Genomic DNA, 18,977 nt, shown 5'->3' with positions numbered 1-18,977 from the left:
CATGTGTGGACGTTATGCCCTGTTTCGCTGGAACCGCGATTTCGCGGCCCTGCCAGGTTTTCCCGCCGATCAGCAGGCGCAGTGGAACATTTCCCCCAATGATTCGGTGTTGATGCTGCGCGCCGCTGAAGACGGCCAGCGCACCCTGGCGCGCGCCCGTTGGGGGCTGACACCGCCGTGGCTGACCGATCTGTCGAAAACCCCGGCGCATGCCCGGGCGGAAACCGTGGCCGAGCAGCCGATGTTTCGTGAGGCGCTGCGCCAGCGTCGCTGCCTGCTGCCGGCGAATGGTTTCTATGAATGGCGCGGGACCCAGCGCAAGCGCCCGTTCTGGCTGACGCCGGGGGAGGGCTCATCACTGTTTTTTGCGGCGATCTGGGAGGCTTATCCGGTGCAGGAACAGGTGTGGTTGAGTACGGCGGTGATTACTCAGCCGGCGTCGAGTCAGCGCCGGCCGTTGATCCTTGATGAAGCAGGGCAGGCGGCGTGGCTGGATCCCGAGACGCCGTTGCATGTGTTGCAAGGGTTGCTGGCCAGTGAACCGGCGGCGCTGCGTGAGCGGGTGTTGGCGAATCTGATCAATGATCCCAAGCTCAACGGGCCGGAGTGTTTGACTCCGGGTTAAAGCCTTTAGATCAAAAGCCCCTCACCCTAGCCCTCTCCCGGAGGGAGAGGGGACTGATTGGGGGATATTGACGAAATACACCGACTTGAACGCTCAGCTTGGAATCCATAATCGACTGGTTATTTCAGGTCGATGTATGACGGGAGACAACTCGGTCAGTCCCCTCTCCCTCTGGGAGAGGGTTAGGGTGAGGGGCTTTTCGCTTTTCAGACCTTGAACTGATTGATCAACCGCCGCTGCTGCTCCGCCAGTTTGGTCAAGTCGGCACTCGCCGAACTCGACTCATCCGCGCCACCCGCCACTTCATTCGCCACTTGCCCGATGTTGATCACATTGCGGTTGATGTCATCGGCCACCGCACTCTGCTCTTCCGCCGCACTGGCAATCTGCGTGTTCATGTCGTTGATCACCGAAACTGCCTGAGTAATCGTTTCCAGCGCTTGAGCCGCTTTCGCCGCGTGCTGCACGCTTTCATCAGTGCGGTTCTGGCTGTCTTCCATGACCCGCACCACGTCGCGTGTGCCCTGTTGCAGTTGCTGGATCATGCTCTGGATTTCTTCGGTGGCTTTCTGGGTTTTCTGCGCCAGATTGCGCACCTCGTCGGCGACCACGGCAAAACCGCGACCTTGCTCACCGGCACGCGCCGCTTCAATCGCCGCGTTCAGGGCCAGCAGATTGGTCTGCTCGGCAATCCCGCGAATCGCCGTGAGAATCGCGTTGATGTTTTCGCTGTCCTTGGCCAGCGTCTGCACCACGTCTACGGCTTTGCCAATTTCCACTGCCAGCACGCCAATCGAATTCGAGGTGTCGCGGACGATCTGCATGCCCTGACTGGCCGCTTGATCGGCGTGACTGGCGGCTTGCGCAGCCTGCGTTGCGTTGCGCGCCACGTCCTGCGCAGTGGCGGTCATTTCCTGCACGGCGGTGGCCACCTGATCGATCTCGGCCATTTGTTTCTGGATGCCGATGTTGGTGCGAATGGCAATGTCAGCGGTGTGTTCCGAGGAATCGCTGACGCTCTGCACGGACGTCACCACCTGAGTGATCATCGCCTGCAACTTGGCGAGGAAGGTGTTGAAGCCCTTGGCGATCAAGCCCAGTTCATCGCTGCGATCGCTGCTCAAGCGTCGGGTCAGATCACCTTCACCCTGAGCAATGTCATTGAGCATCGCGACCATCTGCTTCAGTGGTCGGGCAATGCCGTGACCGACCAGCCAGATCACTAGCAAGCCAATGCCAGCGATGAGCAGACCGACCATGGCCATGCCGAAGGTGTCGGATTTACGCTGAGCATCCAGATCGGCCTGTAGCTTCTGCAGATCAGCCATCACCGCGTTCAGAGGCAATTGCAGCATCAATGTCCAGCGCGCGTCGGTCTGGCCGATGCCGAACGGCAGGTACAACTCGATGCGCCCCTTGTCCTTGTTGACCGAGTAAGTCACTTCATCGCGCTTGAGATTGGCCAGGTTGGCGGTCTGCTCGGCATCGAGGATATCGCTGACTTTTTCGCCGAATTTGCTCGGGTCTTTGGTGTAGGCGACGATCCGGCCATTGCCGCCGATCAGGGCCATTTGCCCGGCGCCGCTGTAGAGCTTCTGGTTGGCGGCGAGGAGCATTTCCTGAATGAAGTTCACCGACAGGTCAGCGCCGACGATGCCCTGGAAGGCGCCGTTGAGCATGATCGGTTCAATAAAGGAGGCGAGCATGACGATCTTGTCGCCGACCTTGTACGGCGCCGGATCGATCACACAGGATTTTTTGCTCTCCTTCGAGCACAGGTAGTACTCGCTGGCGCGCACACCGGTGGACAGGGTTTTCTGGTCGTCAACGTCGACCAGTTTGTCCAGGCCGAGGGTGCCGTCATCGTTGCGGAACCACCACGGCAGAAAACGCCCGTTGGCCGCGTCGATGCCAGCCACGCTGGTGCCGACATAGGCCGCGTCATTGTGGTCAAGAGCATTTTTTTCCCAGCCGATGTAAGTGCCGAGAATTTTCGGGTTCTTTTCGACGTTCTCTTTGATCAGGCTGATCAGTTGCTCGCGACTGACAGTGAGGCGCGGCTGACCATCGGCGCCCGGCGTACCGAGCAGGGCGTTGACCCGCACCAGCCCGCCGGCAATCAGCAGCGGCGCTTCGAGTTCGCGCTGGATCTGGCTGACCTGGGTTTGCGCCAGCGAGGTCAGGCGCTGTTCGATGACTTGCTCGAACTGCGCCTGGGTGCGTTGTTGCACCATCTCTTGCGTGCGCGCACCGGAGAACAGCGCATACAGCACCAGCGCGGCGACCACACTGAGCACGATGGCGCCGGCCAGGGCGGCGACGGAAAACTGGATCGACTTGAACTTCATGGGAGCTCCGCACGCAAGAGGACGTCTGCGGTGATATATCGGCAGGCGGCATTGGGCCATGAGCGCGGGCAGTGGCAATTGAACGCCGATGTCGCAAATGGATCAGTGCGCGACGCAGTGGCAGAGGCTCTGCCGTTGCTGTGAATTTTTTACGACAGCCATGGTGGGAAACGTCTGAAAGTCGCTGCAGCACGTCCGTTGTATCTGGCGTCGATACAATTACCCGCCTAGGATACGCGACAGGTTTTCAGGGAGCTTTTGAATGAACAAGACAATGGTTGTAAGTGCACTGGGCGCAGCGCTGTTGCTGGCCGGTTGTCAGTCGGTCAACACCACCAGCGGCGGTGCCGTGGGTGTGGAGCGCAAGCAGTACATGTTCAGCATGCTGTCCTCGCAAGAGGTCGACCAGATGTATGCCCAGTCGTATCAGAAGACTGTCGGTGAAGCCTCCAGCAAAGGTGTGCTGGACAAGACCAGTCCTGAGGCCAAGCGGGTTCAGGCAATTGCCAATCGCTTGATCGCCCAGGCGCCGAACTTCCGTCCGGATTCGGCGCAGTGGCAGTGGGAAGTCAATCTGATCAAGAGCGACGAGCTCAACGCCAACTGCGGGCCTGGCGGCAAGATCATTTTCTACACCGGGCTGATTGACAGCCTGAAGCTCACCGACGATGAAATCGCCGCGGTCATGGGCCATGAAATCGCCCACGCCCTGCGCGAGCATGGTCGTGAAGCAATGTCCAAAGCCTACGGGATTGAAATGGCCAAGCAGGGCGCAGGTGCATTGCTTGGTCTGGGTCAGGACAGTCTGGCGCTGGCCGATACGGTGGCCAACTACGGCATGACGTTGCCGAACAGCCGTGCCAACGAAAACGAAGCCGACCTGATCGGTCTGGAACTGGCCGCACGCGCCGGTTACAACCCGAACGCCGCGATCACTTTGTGGAACAAGATGAGCAAAGCGTCGGAAGGTTCGCCGCCGGAGTTCATGAGCACTCACCCGGCCTCGACCAGCCGGATTGCCTCGTTGCAGGCGGCGATCCCGAAAGTCATGCCGCTGTACGAACAGGCCCCGAAATCCTGAGTCGGTGATCGTTCCCACGCTCTGCGTGGGAATGCCTCTAAGGACGCTCCGCGTTCCAAAAGGGACGCAGAGCGTCCCCGGCTGCATTCCCACGCAGAGCGTGGGAACGATCCTTCTCTCAGGGTTAAACCCAGCCACTGCTCTGCATCGCTTTGTACACCGCAACAATTGCCAGAATCATGAACGCCGAAGCTGCGAGGCGACGGATCAGGGTCAGTGGCAATTTGTCGGCGGCAAAGTTACCGGCCAATACCACTGGCACGTTGGCAATCAACATGCCCGCTGTCGTACCGATAATCACCAGCCACAGATCCGGGTATTGCGCCGCGAGCATCACCGTGGCGACCTGAGTCTTGTCGCCCATTTCCGCCAGGAAGAATGCAATCAGTGTGGTCAGGAAAGGCCCGAACTTGCGCGCGGTGCTGGTTTCATCGTCGTCCATTTTGTCCGGCACCAGCGTCCACAGCGCCGTGGCCGTGAAGCTCGCGGCGAGGATCCAGTGCAGCGTCGCATTCGAGAAGAAACTACCGAACCAGGCGCCTACCGCACCGGCTGCTGCGTGGTTGGCCAGGGTCGCGGCGACAATACCGGCAATGATCGGCCAGGGTTTGCGGAAGCGAGCGGCGAGAATCAGCGCGAGCAGTTGCGTCTTGTCGCCGATTTCGGCCAAGGCAACGATTGCGGTGGGAACGAGTAACGAGTCCAGCATCAGGATTTCCTAAGGGGCGGGTCGACACGGCTATGACACGTACAGCCTTCCCGCCCCGGGTAAGGTGTGCGTGTCATAGGTCTTGTCAAACCCTGCGATCCGTCTGTTGCGGACGCTTGGGTCGCATACGCCATGATCTGAGGATCAAGTATGTTGACGTATGCCGGACGAGCTTGGCGCTCGTGGGAGACTACTCCCCTAGGACGGAGCGGATTCTGCCTAGGCAAATCCGATTGAGCAAGCCTCTTTTTTAAAACAAGTTTCAGCCGCGCTTGGCCCGGTAAATGCGGAAACCATTGCCTTCGGCCTTGATCGCACACACGCCAAGATGCTCCTCGATCAGCGGTTGATACTTGAGGAAGCTGTTCGCGACCAAGCGCAGTTCGCCGCCGTTTTTCAGATGTTTGGCTGCTTTTCGCAGCAAGTTCTCCGTGGCGAAATAATCAGTGTGCACGCCGACGTGGAACGGTGGATTGCTCAGAATTGCATTCAAACCCATCGGTGCAGCGTCGATACCATCCCCGGTCAGTACTTCAGCTTCCAGACCGTTGGCCGCCAGCGTCAGACGGCTGCTGGCAGCGGCAAACGCATCCACATCCAGCAACGTGACCTGATTGTGCGGGTAGCGACGTTTGACCGCAGCGCCCAACACACCTGCGCCGCAACCGAAGTCGAGCAGATGACCGCTCGGCAATTTGTCCAGATGCTCCAGCAACAGGGCGCTGCCGCGATCCAGGCGACCGTGGCTGAATACGCCCGGCAGGCTGATGACTTTCAGCGGACCTTCGGCCAAAGGCAACTCATAGGTCTGCGCCAGGCTTTCCAGCGACTTGGCTTCAGGGGCGTTGGCCACGGTAACTTGCCAGAGCTGGCAATGCCGCGCGCTGTCGAGCTTGCGCGGCTTGCCGAACGGGTTGAGCTGCTTGGACGCGCCCTCGATGCCGCTGCGTTTTTCCCCGACCAGAAACACTTCACGCCCGGCCAGACGTGAGGCCACGGCGTTGAGGATGTAATCGGTCAGGTCCTTGGACTTGGGCAGAAACACCACGGCGCTGTCGAACTCGCGCTCGGGAATGTTCACACCGAAATGGCTGCGACCCTCGAAGCGTGCGTCCAGCGCAGCTTGATCGCCGGCATGCCAGCACCAGCCGAATGCATTGGGCAGGCGCCCGAGCAAATCGTCGGCGGGCAAACCGGCCAACAACAACGAACCTTGAAACAACTCGGGCTGACGAAGCAGTACTTCACTGCGCGGATCCATAACTGCTCCTCAAAAAAAAGTGCCGCAGTTTATCAACTGACGACCCGCAGCGCCTTACCGCTGAAGAACGCCTGAGCGTTTTCGGTCAATTGGCCGACGATGCGCTGGCGTGCCTCGCGACTGCCCCAAGCGTTGTGCGGCGTAACGATGAGGCGCGGAATATCTGCCGCGAGCAAGGGATTGCCCTGGGTCGGCGGCTCGACGCTCAACACATCTGTCGCGGCGCCACCGAGGTGGCCGTTGCGCAACGCATCGGCCAGCGCCTGCTCATCGATCAGACCGCCACGGGCGGTGTTGACCACGAACGCACCGGGTTTCATTGCGGCCAGTTCGCGGGCACCGATGAAGTGGCGGGTGTGTTCGTTGAGCGGACAGTGCAAGGTGAGCGCGTCGATTTGCGGCAGCAGTTCATCCAGCGGCAAACGATCCGGGCGAGCAGGGCGACCCGGAATCTGCCCGAGCAACACGCGCATGCCGAACGCTTCGGCTAATCGAGCAACAGCGCCACCGAGTTCGCCATGCCCAAGCAGGCCAAGGGTTTTACCTTCCAGTTCGACAATCGGATAGTCGAGCAGGCAGAACTGTTTGGCCTGCTGCCAGCGACCTTCACCGACGGCTTTCTGATAATCGGCCAGACGCGTGGCGAGGTTGAGCAGCAGCATGATGGTGTGTTGCGCCACCGATGGCGTGCCGTAACCCTGACAGTTGCACACGGTAATGCCCTGCGCGCGGGCGGCGGCGAGGTCGACGTTGTTGGTGCCGGTGGCGGTGATCAGGATCAGTTTCAGATCGGGGTTGGCAGCCATCGCGGCGGCGTCGATCAGGATCTTGTTACTGATCGCCACGGTGGCGCCTTGCAAACGCTCGGCGACTTGCTCGGGCAAGGTCTGGGCGAACAACTGCAGATCGCTGAAGCAGTCGCGCAACGGACTGAGGTCCAGATCGCCGAGATCCAGCGAAGGGTGATCAAGGAATACCGCACGGCGCGTGTTCGTCATCAACTGTACCTTTTGTGCTGTGAGCGTTGGGCGTAATCTGCCGAGCCTACCAGATGAAACAAATTGATACGCTTGGCCGAAAGGAGCCCCCATGTACTGGACCGAGTTCTTGACCGTTGCACTGATCCACTTGCTGGCCGTCGCCAGCCCCGGCCCGGACTTTGCCGTGGTGGTGCGCGAGAGCGTGACCCACGGGCGCCGCGCTGGCACCTGGACCGCGCTGGGCGTGGGCACGGCGATTTTCCTCCACGTTGGTTATTCGCTGCTGGGGATCGGCCTGATCGTGTCGCAGTCGATCGTGCTGTTCAACGCGTTGAAGTGGGCGGCCGCCGCTTACTTGCTGTACATCGGCTTCAAGGCGCTGCGCGCGCAACCGGCGAAAACCGTGACCGATGATCTGCACAAAGAGGCTGGCGTACGCACGGCGCGCGGCGCGTTCACCTCGGGCTTCGTGACCAACGGTTTGAATCCGAAAGCCACGCTGTTCTTCTTGTCGCTGTTCACCGTGGTGATCAACCCGCACACGCCACTGGCCGTGCAGGCCGGTTACGGTATTTACCTGGCGGTTGCGACTGCGATTTGGTTCTGTCTGGTGGCGATGCTGTTCAGCCAGCAACGCGTGCGTGCCGGTTTTGCCCGCATGGGTCACTGGTTCGACCGCACCATGGGCGCGGTGCTGATCGCTCTCGGCGTGAAAATCGCGTTTACCGAGATGCATTGAGAAAACACCGCGAACAACCTGTGGGAGCGAGCCTGCTCGCGAAGGCGTCGGATCAGTCGAAATTACAAGTGACTGGAAGATTGCTTTCGCGAGCAGGCTCGCTCCCACATTGGGGTTGAGTAATTCCTAAAGAAGTTCGCTGAGTTTGCTCAGGTTATTGAGGTATTCGCGGGGATTTTCCCCGAGCAAGCGGCGAAACATCGCGCTGAACGCCCGCGCGCTGCCGTAACCCAGATCCTGCGCCACACGCTGCACGCTGTCCCCGGCGAGCAGGCGGGGCAGGGCTTCCATCAGGCGCAGTTGCTGGCGCCAGGCGTTGAAACTCATCTGCAACTGTTGCTGAAACAGCCGCGCCAACGTACGTGAGCTGGCGCCGACCTGCTGCGCCCAGTCTTCCAGGGTGTTGGCGTGATCGGGGGTGTGCAGCAGTGCCAGACAAATGTTTTGCAGGCGCCGGTCGCTGGGCATCGGAATGTGCAGCGGCAGGTTTTCCAGGCTGGCGAGTTCTTCCAGCATCAACTGCTGAATCAGCGGATTGTCGGCGTGCGGCGGCCCTTGCACCGCGCGCAGGATCAGCTCGCGCAGCAGCGGTGTCACGGCCAAAACGCAGCACTGTTGCAGGCTGGCGGGTGACAGTTCCGGCGCGATGAACAGCGAGCGCATCTGCACATCACCGCTCATGAAAATCTCGTGCGCCACTTCGGGCGGAATCCACACCGCGCGGCTTGGCGGAATCACCCACGCACCCGATTCCGTGACCACGCGCATGAGGCCGCTGACGGCATACAGCAATTGCGCCTCGCGATGCAGGTGCAGCGGCTGGTGGGCGCCGTCCAGATAATCCCGGGGATAGGCACTCACCGGGCCGTGTTCGAAATGGCTGATCAACATGTCTGATTCGATGACTTGCTTGGCAGAAATGCGCTTTACGACCAACCTAGCATAAGTGGCACACAACAACGTAATGCGTGCCGCCATGAATCAATCCCGAAATGTCATTCGCTACATCAACGCCGCTCATGTGATCGATCACATGTTCATGCTGATCTTTCCCGCCGCCGTGCTCGGCATGACTCAGGCCTTCGGTCTTGATTACGCCGCGCTGATCGGCCTGTCACTGGGCGGTTTCATTGCTTTCGGCGCCTGTTCGCTACCGGCAGGGTGGCTGGGCGATCACTGGAGCCGGCGGCAAATGATGCTGGTGTTTTTCTTCGGCATTGGCGTCTCGGCAATTTTTACCGGCCTGAGCAACAGCCCGAGCATGCTGGTGATCGGCTTGACCCTGATCGGTATTTTCGCGGCGATTTATCACCCGGTCGGCACGGCAATGCTGGTTGCTTACGCGCAGAACCGTGGCCGCGAAATCGGCATCAACGGCATGTGGGGCAATCTGGGCGTGGCATTTTCGGCGCTGATCACTGGCTTGCTGGTGGCGCAGTTCGGCTGGCGCTCGGCGTTTCTGATACCGGGCGCAGTGGCGATTGTGCTGGGTCTTGGCTTCGCCTTGCAGGTGCGCGAAGAGCCGATCCCGCAACGCCCGCACACGGCGCTTAAAGGCGCCGCCGGTCAGCGTATTTCGATGGTTATGGTGTTCGGCGTGCTGGCGCTGGCCACAGCTACCGGCGGGGTGGTGTTCAACGCCACCACCATGACTTATCCGAAACTGTTCCAGGAGCGTTTGCATGAGCTGTTCGCTTCGCCGCAAACCCTCGGCGTGGTGGTCAGTCTGGCTTATGCCTTTGGCGCGGTGGCGCAGCTGAGCATTGGTCGGGTGTTGCACCGCTTCAGCCTGAAATGGCCGTTTGTTGTCCTGACGTTGTGCCAGGCACCGCTGCTGTTCGTGCTGGCCTATGCCGACGGCTGGGCAGTGATCGCGCTGGGTGCGGCATTCATGTTCGTGGTGTTTGGTCAGGTAACAGTGAACGATGCGATGGTTGCCAACTTCGTCGCCCCGCAATGGCAATCGCGAATCTTCGCCCTGCGTTATTGTTTATCGTTTGGCGCCAGTGCGACGGCGATACCGCTGATTTCCTACGTCGAACCGCGCCATGGCTTTGTAGGTCTGTACTTGATTCTCGCGGGTTTCGGCGCGTTGACCTTCCTTGCGGCAGTCGTATTCCCACGGACACCTTCCGAGGAGGTTGTAGGGCAAACGGCCTGACCGAAGACGAAAACCGGCAAATGCTGGCGCAAAGCTAGCATTTGTACGGCTTTGCAAATCATTCCTTTGGCTGATTTGGCTGGCGTATAAGGGTTCTAGAGTACCTGTCTCTACGCCAACACCGTGCAGTCAGAAAAGGGATTCTTATGTTGCAGACTCGCGTCATTCCCCCGGCCGATGGGGCCTACCAGTATCCATTGCTGATCAAACGGCTGCTGATGTCCGGCGCCCGTTACGAGAAAACCCGCGAGATCATTTACCGCGACCAGATTCGCTATAGCTACCCGACCCTGATCGAGCGCGTCGCGCGGTTGGCCAACGTGCTGACGGCGGCCGGAGTGAAGGCCGGTGACACGGTGGCGGTGATGGACTGGGACAGCCATCGTTATCTGGAGTGCATGTTTGCCATTCCGATGATCGGCGCGGTGATCCACACCATCAACGTGCGCCTCTCGCCTGAGCAGATCCTCTACACCATGAACCACGCCGAGGACCGCTTTGTGCTGGTCAACAGCGAGTTCGTCGGGCTGTATCAAGCGATCGCGCCGCACCTGACCACGGTCGAGAAAACCCTGCTGTTGACCGATCTGCCGGAGAAAACCGCCGAGTTGCCGAATCTGGTCGGCGAGTACGAGCAACTGCTGGCCGCCGCGAGCCCGCAGTACGACTTTCAGGATTTTGACGAAAACTCGGTCGCCACCACGTTCTACACCACCGGCACCACCGGTAACCCGAAAGGCGTGTATTTCACCCACCGACAACTGGTGCTGCACACCATGGGCGTGTCGACGATCATGGGTTCGATCGACAGCGTGCGCTTGCTTGGCACCAACGATGTGTACATGCCGATCACGCCGATGTTCCACGTTCACGCCTGGGGTCTGCCGTACGTGGCGACCATGTTGGGCCTGAAACAGGTTTATCCGGGGCGTTACGATCCGGAGTTTCTCGTCGAGTTGTGGCGTAAGGAGAAAGTCACCTTCTCTCACTGTGTACCGACCATCCTGCAAATGCTGCTTAACGCCAAAGGCGCACAAGGCACTGATTTCGGTGGCTGGAAAATCGTCATTGGCGGCAGCGCGCTCAATCGCACACTCTACGAAACCGCGAAGGCACGCGGCATTCAGCTCACCGCCGCGTATGGCATGTCGGAAACCGGGCCGTTGGTGTCCTGTGCGCACCTCAATGATGAATTGATGGCCGGCACTGAAGACGAACGCACCACTTACCGGATCAAGGCCGGCGTGCCGGGGCCGCTGGTGGAAGCGGCGATTGTCGACGCCGAGGGTAACTTTCTTCCGGCTGACGGCGAGACCCAGGGCGAATTGGTGCTGCGCGCGCCGTGGCTCACCGAGGGTTATTTCAACGAGCCGCAGAAGGGCGCCGAGCTCTGGGCCGGCGGCTGGTTGCACACCGGCGATGTCGCCACGCTCGACAGCATGGGCGTGATCGATATCCGCGACCGCATCAAGGATGTGATCAAGACCGGCGGCGAGTGGATCTCCTCGCTGGACCTCGAAGACCTGATCAGTCGTCACGTCGCGGTACGCGAAGTAGCAGTGGTGGGCATCGCCGATCCGCAGTGGGGCGAGCGTCCGTTTGCCTTGCTGGTAATCCGTGAAGGGCACGTGATCGGGGCGCGCGAGCTCAAGGAACACCTCAAGCCGTTCGTGGAATTGGGCCATCTGAGCAAGTGGGCGATTCCGAGTCAGATCGCTCTTGTTACCGAAATTCCCAAGACCAGTGTCGGCAAGCTCGACAAGAAGCGCATCCGCCTCGACATCACCGAATGGCAGGCCAACAACAGTACCTTCCTCTCGACACTTTGAGTGTCTGCTGGCGCGCCGAAACCGGCGCGCCAGACCCACCAAGCAAGCGCTTGGCTTGTGAAATCGAAAAAATCAGCCATCCTTGCCGTGCCGACATGTGTCGGACTGGCGAAAGGACTGTTCCAGAGTGGCCGGCAGCTGCAAATCACACTTTAGAGGGATCAAGCAGTACCACCTGCTGGCTATAGTCCGCTCAAGGATTTTTAAGAACGGAGCACACGCACTGATTGGGGCGAGCAACTTTGGAGTGAATTCGGGCAGCCCTGGCACCCGGTCTTCCACAGCGTTTTTAAAAGTACTCACTGCCATAACAATAATGCACATGGAGTAGCGTCGATGACCTCAGTAAACCAGTTCTGGCGCCGGGCGAAACTGCCTCTGGCAGTCAGTCTTGCCTCCTCGCTCGCCGGGCCCGCATTCGGCGTCAGTTTCAACGTCGGTGAAATCGAAGGCCAGTTCGACTCGTCCTTGTCGATCGGTGCCAGTTGGTCTACTCAGAGCCCGAACAAGAACCTCATCGGCGTCAACAACGGCGGCCACGGTCTGTCGCAAACGTCCGATGACGGTCACGCCAACTTCAAAAGCGGTGAAACCTTCTCGAAGATCTTCAAGGGTATTCATGACCTTGAGCTGAAGTACGGCGACACCGGCGTATTCGTCCGTGGCAAATACTGGTACGACTTCGAACTGAAGGACGAGAGCCGCCAGTTCAAAGACATCAGCGACAGCAACCGTAAAGAGGGCGCCAAGTCGTCCGGCGGGCAGATTCTCGACGCCTTCGTCTACCACAACTATGCGATTGCCGATCAGCCGGGCTCCGTGCGTCTGGGCAAGCAGGTTGTGAGCTGGGGTGAAAGTACCTTCATCGGCGGCGGCATCAACTCGATCAACCCGATCGACGTCTCCGCGTTCCGCCGTCCCGGTGCCGAGATCAAGGAAGGCCTGATTCCGGTGAACATGTTCTACGTGTCCCAGAGCCTGACCGAAAACCTTTCGGCCGAAGCGTTCTATCAACTGGAATGGGACCAGACCGTCGTCGACAACTGCGGCACGTTCTTCTCGCAGCCGGACATTGTTGCTGACGGTTGCAACGACAACCTGCGCGTGTTGAACAAACGTTCGCAAATCCCGGCCGTGGCCCTTGGCCCATTGGCCGCCAACGGCGTCAACGTCAACGAGGAAGGTGTGCTGGTTCGTCGTGGCCCGGATCGCGATGCCCGCGACAGCGGTCAGTGGGGCGCATCCTTCAAGTACATGTACGAACCGCTCGACACCGAGTTCGGCGCCTACTTCATGAACTACCACAGCCGCGCGCCGATCTTCAGCGCCACCGGTGCGCCACAATCGGTCTACAACACTGCACGCGCGCTGCCAGGGCCTTTTGCGGCGCTCGCACCACTGCTGGTCGCGGGCAACTCGAACTACTTCATTGAATACCCTGAAGACATTCGCCTCTACGGTCTGAGCTTCTCCACCACTCTGCCTACCGGTACGGCGTGGAGCGGTGAGATCAGCTATCGTCCGAACGCGCCGGTACAACTGAACTCCACCGACATCCTGTTCGCCGGTGTACGTCCGCTCGGCGGCGCACTGACCAACGCTTCGCTGCTCAATGGTGTGCCGGGTCAGGATCTGCACGGTTACGAGCGCAAGGAAATCACCCAGATCCAGACAACGTTCACGCACTTCTTCGATCAGGTCATGGGCGCCAGTCGTCTGACTTTGGTCGGTGAAGTCGGCGCGACTTACGTTGGTGGCCTGGAAAGCCGTTCCGACATGCGTTATGGCCGCGATCCGGTCTACGGTCCGGGCGAGTTGCCAGCCACTGGCACCACCAACACCTGCGCCAATATCCTCAATGCCAGCACCATCAACGGTGCAGGGGCAGGATCGCCGCAGAACAACCGCAGCCGCAATTGCGACAACGACGGCTTCACCACCTCAGTGTCGTGGGGCTACCGCGGTCGCGCCATCTGGGAATACAACGACGTCTTCGCCGGTGTGAACCTGAAGCCGAACGTGGCCTGGTCCCACGACGTCAGCGGTTACTCCCCTGGCCCTGGCGGTAACTTCGAGGAAGGTCGCAAAGCGGTCAGCCTGGGCGTCGATGCCGAATACCAGAACACCTACACCGCGAGCCTGGCTTACACCAACTTCTTCGATGGCAAGTACACCACTGTGGATGATCGCGACTTCGTTGCGCTCAGCTTCGGCGTGAACTTCTAAGCACTGCATTTCAGGACGAACGAATTTATGAAAATAACAAAGAGTCTGTTCCACGCCGGTGTTCTGGGTCTGTCGCTGCTGGCGACCGGGGTCATGGCTGCGGTGCCTGCTGCAGAAGCCGACAAACTGGGCAAGAGCCTGACGCCGATGGGCGCTGAAATGGCCGGTAACGCCGACGGTTCGATCCCGGCGTGGAAGCCGCTGCCAAAGAATGCCGGCTCGGTCGACAGCAAGGGGTTCCTGTCCAATCCATACGCCAGCGAGCAACCGCTGTTCACCATCACTGCGAAAGACGTCGACAAGTACAAGGACAAACTGGCGCCGGGGCAGTACGCGATGTTCAAGCGTTACCCGGACACCTTCAAGATGCCGGTGTATCCGTCCCATCGCGGTGCGACCGTGCCGGATGACGTATTCGCCGCCATCAAGAAAAACGCCACCACCACCAACCTGGTGTCTGGCGGCAACGGCCTGGAAAACTTCGATACCGCCGTACCGTTCCCGATTCCGAAAACCGGTGTGGAAGTCATCTGGAACCACATCACCCGCTATCGCGGCGGCAGCGTGACTCGTCTGGTGACTCAGGCCACTCCGCAACCGAACGGCTCGTACAGCCTGGTGTACTTCCAGGATCAGTTCGTGTTCCGCGACAAGATGAAGGACTACGATCCGGCGAACCCGGGCAATATCCTGTTCTACTTCAAGCAGAAAGTGACCGCGCCGGCACGTCTGGCCGGTGGTGTGCTGCTGGTGCACGAGACCCTCGACCAAGTGAAGGAACCCCGTTCGGCGTGGGTCTACAACGCCGGTCAGCGCCGGGTGCGCCGTGCACCACAAGTGTCCTATGACGGTCCGGGTACTGCCGCCGACGGTCTGCGTACCTCCGACAACCTCGACATGTTCAACGGTGCACCGGATCGCTACGACTGGAAGCTCGAAGGCAAGAAAGAGATGTACATCGCCTCCGACAGCTACAAGCTCGACGATCCGAAGCTGAAATACGCCGACATCATCAAGGCCGGCCACATCAACCAGGACCTGGCGCGTTACGAACTGCGCCGCGTCTGGCATGTGGTAGCAACCTTGAAGGAAGGTCAGCGCCACATCTACGCCAAACGTGACTTCTACATCGACGAGGACACCTGGCAGGCGGCAGTGATCGACCACTATGACGGTCGTGGCCAACTGTGGCGCGTCGCTGAAGCCCATGCGGAGAACTACTACGACAAGCAAGTGCCGTGGTATGCCCTGGAAACCCTCTACGACCTGCAGTCCGGCCGCTACCTGGCACTGGGCATGAAGAACGAAGAGAAGAGTGCGTATGACTTCGGCTTCACTGCCACCACCAGCGATTTCACCCCGGCCGCACTGCGTCAGGATGGCGTTCGCTAACCCGCTGTAACCCGAGGCCGCATCCTCGTGAAAACGCCCCGACCGGTTCGGGGCGTTTTTTTGTCTGCGGATTTTTCCGTAGCCTTTTTGTAGCCATTTGTAGCAGCAACCTTCATAACCGGTTCGTTTAAGGCTAGTCTGCGGACATCTGCAACGCCGCCAACAGCAATTCGAACAAGAGCCGGCCATGACTGATCTGTCCCCACTTCCGGGTCCCGCAAGCGTTGCCGTCGCGGCACTGGACGGGCGTTTTTTTCGCCCACCGCTGCCCGACGGCTACGTTTTGCGACCACGTCTTTGCGAGCGCCTGCAGGCCGGACTCGGTGGGCGCCTGTTGCTGGTCAGCGCCCCCGCCGGATTCGGCAAGAGCTCGCTGGCGGTGGAGTTCTGTCAGAGTCTGCCGGCGCACTGGCAAAGCCTCTGGCTGGGCCTGAGCCCGCGCGACAGCGACCCCGGACGCTTTCTTGAGCGTTTGCTCGAAGGCTTGCAGGACTACTTTCCGCAACTGGGCAGTCGTGCACTCGGCCTGCTGAAAATGCGCCAACGTCATCAGCCGTTTGCCTTCGAAGAATGGCTCGACGGCTTGCTCGATGAGTTGACCCTGCACCTCGATCCAGCCAAGCCGTTGCTGCTGGTGCTCGACGACTATCATCTTGCACAAGGTCCGGTACTCGACCGGTGCCTGCAGTTTTTTCTCAATCATTTGCCTGACGGCTTGCTGGTGATGGTCACCAGCCGGCAGCGTCCGGACTGGCATCTGGCGCGTTTGCGTCTGTCGCGGCAGTTACTGGAGCTGCATGAGTCTGATCTGCGTCTGACCCACGACGAAGCCCTGACCTTGCTTGATCGCCACAGCACGTCTCTGCGCGGTGAAGCCCTGGAAAATCTGATTCAGCGCAGTGAAGGCTGGGTCGCCGGTTTGCGTTTCTGGTTGCTGGCGATGTCTGAAGCCGGCAGCGATGCCGCATTGCCGCAAACGTTGAACGGCGGGGAAGGGCTGATTCGCGATTATCTGCTCGAAGAAGTCATCGATTGCCTGCCGGCCGAAGTGCAATCCTTCCTTTACGACACCGCTCCCCAGGAACGCTTTTGCAGCGAGTTGTGCGATGCCGTTCGCGAGGCCCATGACAGTGCCGAGATCCTGCGCTTTCTGCTTGCGCATCAGGTCTTTCTCGTACCGCTGGACGAGCACGGGCACTGGTATCGCTACCACCATCTGTTCTCCGATTTGTTGCGCAGCCGGCCGATAGCGCAAGCGATGGTGCCGACCGCAACGCTGCATCTGCGCGCGTGTCGCTGGTTCAATGCCCAAGGCTTGCTCGACGAGGCGGTGGAGCAGGCGTTGCGCGCTGGTCACCTCGATGTGGCGGCAAATCTCGTACAGAACCTTTCCGAGGAACAGCTGCTGGCCGAACAAAACGTCGGCATGCTGCTGCGCTGGAAAATGGATTTACCTGACAGCTTGCTGATCAGCACGCCGCGGCTGATCGTGCTGTACAGCTGGGCATTGGGGCTGGCGTGTCAGCTCGATGCCGCCGAAGAGTTGTCCGGCCACTTGAGCCGCTTTCTGCCGGCGCCTTCCGCTACCGCGCAAAAGTCGATGCTCGCGCAATGGCTGGCGCTGAGCGGGATCATCGCTCGCGGGCGTGGGCATCGAGAATTGACGATCAGATATTGCACCGAGGCCCTGGAAAGCCTGCCGGCCAAGCGCTATGGCCAACGGCTGATGTGTTTATCGACCTTGTCCAATCTGGCCATTGCCGACGGCGATCTATGGCGCGCCCGCGGCCTTAATCGTGAATCCCTGGAGCTGGCGCAGCGCGTCGGCAATCCTTTGTTTGAAGCGTTGGCGCATTACGATCGTGCGCGTGTTTTGCAGGCGCGTGGCGAGATTCTGCGCGCACTCGATGAAGTCCATCAGGGGTTGGAACGCTTGCGCGGTCTGTCGCCACAACGCTTATACGCGGTGCGTGCGCGGCTGACGTTGTACGAAGGTTTTCTATTGGCGATGCGCTTGCAGCCTCAGGCCGCTCGTTTGCGCTTGTTGGCCGGGATTGGTGAGGCGCGTGCCTGCCGCGATATCAGTGTGTTGATCGGCCATTGTGTCATCGCTCGTCTGGACGGCAGCAGTGGCGAATTCGCCAAGGCCTTTGCCGAACTCGCCGAAGCCGAACGCCTGATGCACATCTGGGACGTGCCGCCGATCTACTACCTGGCGATGATCACGCTGGTCAAATGCGAGCTGTGGCTGGCGCAGGGCCGTACCGATCTGGCCGAGGCGTGGCTGGCGCGTCTTGGGCAGACTTACACCGGCGAGCGTGCTGCCGCACCACCAGAGTTTCATCCACAGTTGCCGTTGCATGTTGAACTGCAGCAGGCGTTGCTGGACATGATTCAAGGGCAACCCATGCTCGCCGAAGGACGGCTGAACGTGTTGCATGAAAACGGTCAGCAGACCGGGCGGCAGTTGCTCAGCGTGATGGCGTTGACGCAGAAAGTGGCCCTGTTGCTGGCGTGTGGGCGTGAGCCGGAGGCCAGAAAAGCGCTGAGCCAGGCGTTGGAGGCGGCAGCGGGTGGCGTGGTGCAGCCATTTGACAGCTTGCTGAAAAAGTACGGTGACTGGCTACGCGGGCAATTGGTTTCGAACCTTTCGACAGCGGTCAGTCAGCAATTGCTGGGACACCTGCCTGTTCCCGCTGCCCGGCCCGTCGCAGAGGTCTCGGTGGCCGAACAGCTCAGCAGTCGAGAGCTGGCCGTTCTGCGCCTGATTGCTCAAGGCTGTTCGAATCAGGAAATCAGCGAGCAGTTGTTCATATCCCTGCACACCGTAAAAACTCACGCCAGTCATATCAACAGCAAGTTGGGGGTTGAGCGGCGCACACAGGCAGTGGCGCGGGCCAAAGAGCTGGGGTTAATGATCTAGCGACGGTAAAATTGCGGATCGGCCGTTTCGAACCACTGCCCAGGATTTCCCATGACCGTTTCAAGCCCAGTGCTCATCCGCGAAACCTTCCCCGTCGGCCCGCTCCAGTGCAACTGCACCATCATCGGCGATCCGATTACAAAGAAAGCCATCGTCGTCGACCCGGGCGGCAATCCTGACCTGATCATGGCGCGTCTCGATGCGCATGGCCTGAAAGTCGTCAGCATCATCCACACCCACGCGCATCTCGATCACTTCCTCGCTTCCGGCCAGATGAAAGAGAAGACCGGAGCGACCCTGCATTTGCACAAGGAAGACCAATTCCTCTGGGACAACCTCGAAATGCAATGCCAGATGTTCGGCGTGCCGTATACACCGGTGCCGTCACCGGATCGCTGGTTGAGCGATGATGAAGAACTGGCCTGTGGTTGCGGCGTGGCCCTGCATACTCCGGGACATACACCCGGTTCCATGAGCTTTTGGTTTTCCGAGGCTAAGCTGTTGATTGCCGGCGACACGTTGTTTCGTCGCGGCGTAGGGCGCACGGATTTGTGGGGCGGCGATCAGGCGACCATCGTGCGTTCGATCAAGCAGCGGCTGTACACGCTGGACGAGGACGCGACAGTGGTGACCGGGCATGGGCCGGATACGCGTCTGGGTGACGAGATGCGCGAAAACCCGTTTGTACGTGCCTAAATATTTT

14 protein-coding genes, 1 pseudogene and 1 riboswitch are annotated in these 18,977 nt (G+C 59.9%); of the genes and pseudogenes, 9 read left to right on the top strand and 6 right to left on the bottom strand.

Translation table 11 applies throughout. The annotated features are described in order from the left end of the window. The first annotated feature begins 1 nt into the window (after position 1). Positions 2-625 (top strand): SOS response-associated peptidase, encoded by a 624-nt coding sequence (locus tag AB4N44_RS12215; protein ID WP_102901149.1) that lies wholly within the window; start codon positions 2-4, stop codon positions 623-625. Between the two features lie 206 nt (positions 626-831). Here AB4N44_RS12215 and AB4N44_RS12210 read toward each other — a convergent pair whose 3' ends face one another. Both AB4N44_RS12210 and AB4N44_RS12205 read right to left on the bottom strand, forming a co-directional pair. Next, positions 832-1,575, bottom strand: coding sequence for a methyl-accepting chemotaxis protein (locus AB4N44_RS12210; RefSeq protein ID WP_412072186.1), 744 nt, complete (start codon positions 1,573-1,575; stop codon positions 832-834). Between the two features lie 111 nt (positions 1,576-1,686). Next, positions 1,687-1,884, bottom strand: a pseudogene (locus AB4N44_RS12205) (HAMP domain-containing protein); the annotation flags it as partial. A 1,351-nt stretch (positions 1,885-3,235) separates the two neighbouring features. On the opposite strand from AB4N44_RS12205, the gene AB4N44_RS12200 reads away from it, so the two are divergent. Continuing rightward, entirely contained in the window at positions 3,236-4,054 is an 819-nt protein-coding gene (locus AB4N44_RS12200; RefSeq protein WP_127929730.1) for a M48 family metallopeptidase, read from the top strand. A 124-nt stretch (positions 4,055-4,178) separates the two neighbouring features. On the opposite strand, the gene AB4N44_RS12195 is transcribed toward AB4N44_RS12200, so the two are convergent. From AB4N44_RS12195 to AB4N44_RS12185, 3 genes are all read right to left on the bottom strand, one after another. Further along, on the bottom strand, positions 4,179-4,763 hold the full coding sequence (locus tag AB4N44_RS12195) for a TMEM165/GDT1 family protein (protein ID WP_007912813.1): 585 nt from the start codon (positions 4,761-4,763) through the stop codon (positions 4,179-4,181). An 87-nt stretch (positions 4,764-4,850) separates the two neighbouring features. Further along, positions 4,851-4,975, bottom strand: a riboswitch (yybP-ykoY riboswitch). A 50-nt stretch (positions 4,976-5,025) separates the two neighbouring features. After that, entirely contained in the window at positions 5,026-6,024 is a 999-nt protein-coding gene (locus AB4N44_RS12190) for a class I SAM-dependent methyltransferase (protein WP_077574494.1), read from the bottom strand. Between the two features lie 32 nt (positions 6,025-6,056). Beyond that, on the bottom strand, positions 6,057-7,022 hold the full coding sequence (locus tag AB4N44_RS12185) for a 2-hydroxyacid dehydrogenase (protein ID WP_160041782.1): 966 nt from the start codon (positions 7,020-7,022) through the stop codon (positions 6,057-6,059). Between the two features lie 91 nt (positions 7,023-7,113). On the opposite strand from AB4N44_RS12185, the gene AB4N44_RS12180 reads away from it, so the two are divergent. Further along, the gene (locus tag AB4N44_RS12180; RefSeq protein WP_007912807.1) at positions 7,114-7,743 is read left to right on the top strand and encodes a LysE family translocator; all 630 of its coding nucleotides are present in this window, start codon (positions 7,114-7,116) and stop codon (positions 7,741-7,743) included. A 126-nt stretch (positions 7,744-7,869) separates the two neighbouring features. Here the strand turns inward: AB4N44_RS12180 and AB4N44_RS12175 are convergent, their stop codons facing one another. After that, a complete protein-coding gene (locus AB4N44_RS12175; protein ID WP_460108816.1) occupies positions 7,870-8,634 on the bottom strand; it encodes an AraC family transcriptional regulator in 765 nt (254 codons plus the stop codon). Between the two features lie 85 nt (positions 8,635-8,719). On the opposite strand from AB4N44_RS12175, the gene AB4N44_RS12170 reads away from it, so the two are divergent. The 6 genes from AB4N44_RS12170 (at position 8,720) to AB4N44_RS12145 (ending at position 18,970) form a co-directional block, all read left to right on the top strand. Continuing rightward, complete coding sequence (locus AB4N44_RS12170) at positions 8,720-9,904, top strand: MFS transporter (RefSeq protein WP_460108817.1); 1,185 nt, start codon at positions 8,720-8,722, stop codon at positions 9,902-9,904. 146 nt (positions 9,905-10,050) lie between these two features. Next, the gene (locus AB4N44_RS12165) at positions 10,051-11,733 is read left to right on the top strand and encodes a fatty acid--CoA ligase (protein ID WP_102901156.1); all 1,683 of its coding nucleotides are present in this window, start codon (positions 10,051-10,053) and stop codon (positions 11,731-11,733) included. 336 nt (positions 11,734-12,069) lie between these two features. Then, positions 12,070-13,959 carry a DUF1302 domain-containing protein gene (locus AB4N44_RS12160; protein ID WP_150750482.1) on the top strand — a complete coding sequence of 630 codons (1,890 nt, stop codon included), beginning with the start codon at positions 12,070-12,072 and terminating at the stop codon, positions 13,957-13,959. A gap of 27 nt (positions 13,960-13,986) precedes the next feature. Then, positions 13,987-15,351, top strand: coding sequence for a DUF1329 domain-containing protein (locus AB4N44_RS12155; protein WP_095050635.1), 1,365 nt, complete (start codon positions 13,987-13,989; stop codon positions 15,349-15,351). A 187-nt stretch (positions 15,352-15,538) separates the two neighbouring features. Further along, positions 15,539-18,274, top strand: coding sequence for a LuxR C-terminal-related transcriptional regulator (locus AB4N44_RS12150; protein WP_160041776.1), 2,736 nt, complete (start codon positions 15,539-15,541; stop codon positions 18,272-18,274). A 51-nt stretch (positions 18,275-18,325) separates the two neighbouring features. Then, the gene (locus tag AB4N44_RS12145) at positions 18,326-18,970 is read left to right on the top strand and encodes an MBL fold metallo-hydrolase (RefSeq protein WP_127929723.1); all 645 of its coding nucleotides are present in this window, start codon (positions 18,326-18,328) and stop codon (positions 18,968-18,970) included. The last annotated feature ends 7 nt before the right edge of the window (positions 18,971-18,977 follow it).

Source organism: Pseudomonas sp. S3_C06, assembly GCF_054667675.1.
This window is presented reverse-complemented; position numbering and strand designations above follow the sequence as displayed.

What these genes read in the sequence shown, in the direction of transcription:
- AB4N44_RS12180 (WP_007912807.1), top strand. Translation starts at nt 7,114, where the DNA reads ATGTACTGGACCGAGTTCTTGACCGTTGCACTGATCCACTTGCTGGCC.
- AB4N44_RS12210 (WP_412072186.1), bottom strand. Translation starts at nt 1,575, where the DNA reads ATGGCCGAGATCGATCAGGTGGCCACCGCCGTGCAGGAAATGACCGCC.
- AB4N44_RS12190 (WP_077574494.1), bottom strand. Translation starts at nt 6,024, where the DNA reads ATGGATCCGCGCAGTGAAGTACTGCTTCGTCAGCCCGAGTTGTTTCAA.
- AB4N44_RS12155 (WP_095050635.1), top strand. Translation starts at nt 13,987, where the DNA reads ATGAAAATAACAAAGAGTCTGTTCCACGCCGGTGTTCTGGGTCTGTCG.
- AB4N44_RS12145 (WP_127929723.1), top strand. Translation starts at nt 18,326, where the DNA reads ATGACCGTTTCAAGCCCAGTGCTCATCCGCGAAACCTTCCCCGTCGGC.
- AB4N44_RS12170 (WP_460108817.1), top strand. Translation starts at nt 8,720, where the DNA reads ATGAATCAATCCCGAAATGTCATTCGCTACATCAACGCCGCTCATGTG.
- AB4N44_RS12175 (WP_460108816.1), bottom strand. Translation starts at nt 8,634, where the DNA reads ATGTTGATCAGCCATTTCGAACACGGCCCGGTGAGTGCCTATCCCCGG.
- AB4N44_RS12150 (WP_160041776.1), top strand. Translation starts at nt 15,539, where the DNA reads ATGACTGATCTGTCCCCACTTCCGGGTCCCGCAAGCGTTGCCGTCGCG.
- AB4N44_RS12185 (WP_160041782.1), bottom strand. Translation starts at nt 7,022, where the DNA reads ATGACGAACACGCGCCGTGCGGTATTCCTTGATCACCCTTCGCTGGAT.
- AB4N44_RS12215 (WP_102901149.1), top strand. Translation starts at nt 2, where the DNA reads ATGTGTGGACGTTATGCCCTGTTTCGCTGGAACCGCGATTTCGCGGCC.
- AB4N44_RS12200 (WP_127929730.1), top strand. Translation starts at nt 3,236, where the DNA reads ATGAACAAGACAATGGTTGTAAGTGCACTGGGCGCAGCGCTGTTGCTG.
- AB4N44_RS12160 (WP_150750482.1), top strand. Translation starts at nt 12,070, where the DNA reads ATGACCTCAGTAAACCAGTTCTGGCGCCGGGCGAAACTGCCTCTGGCA.
- AB4N44_RS12195 (WP_007912813.1), bottom strand. Translation starts at nt 4,763, where the DNA reads ATGCTGGACTCGTTACTCGTTCCCACCGCAATCGTTGCCTTGGCCGAA.
- AB4N44_RS12165 (WP_102901156.1), top strand. Translation starts at nt 10,051, where the DNA reads ATGTTGCAGACTCGCGTCATTCCCCCGGCCGATGGGGCCTACCAGTAT.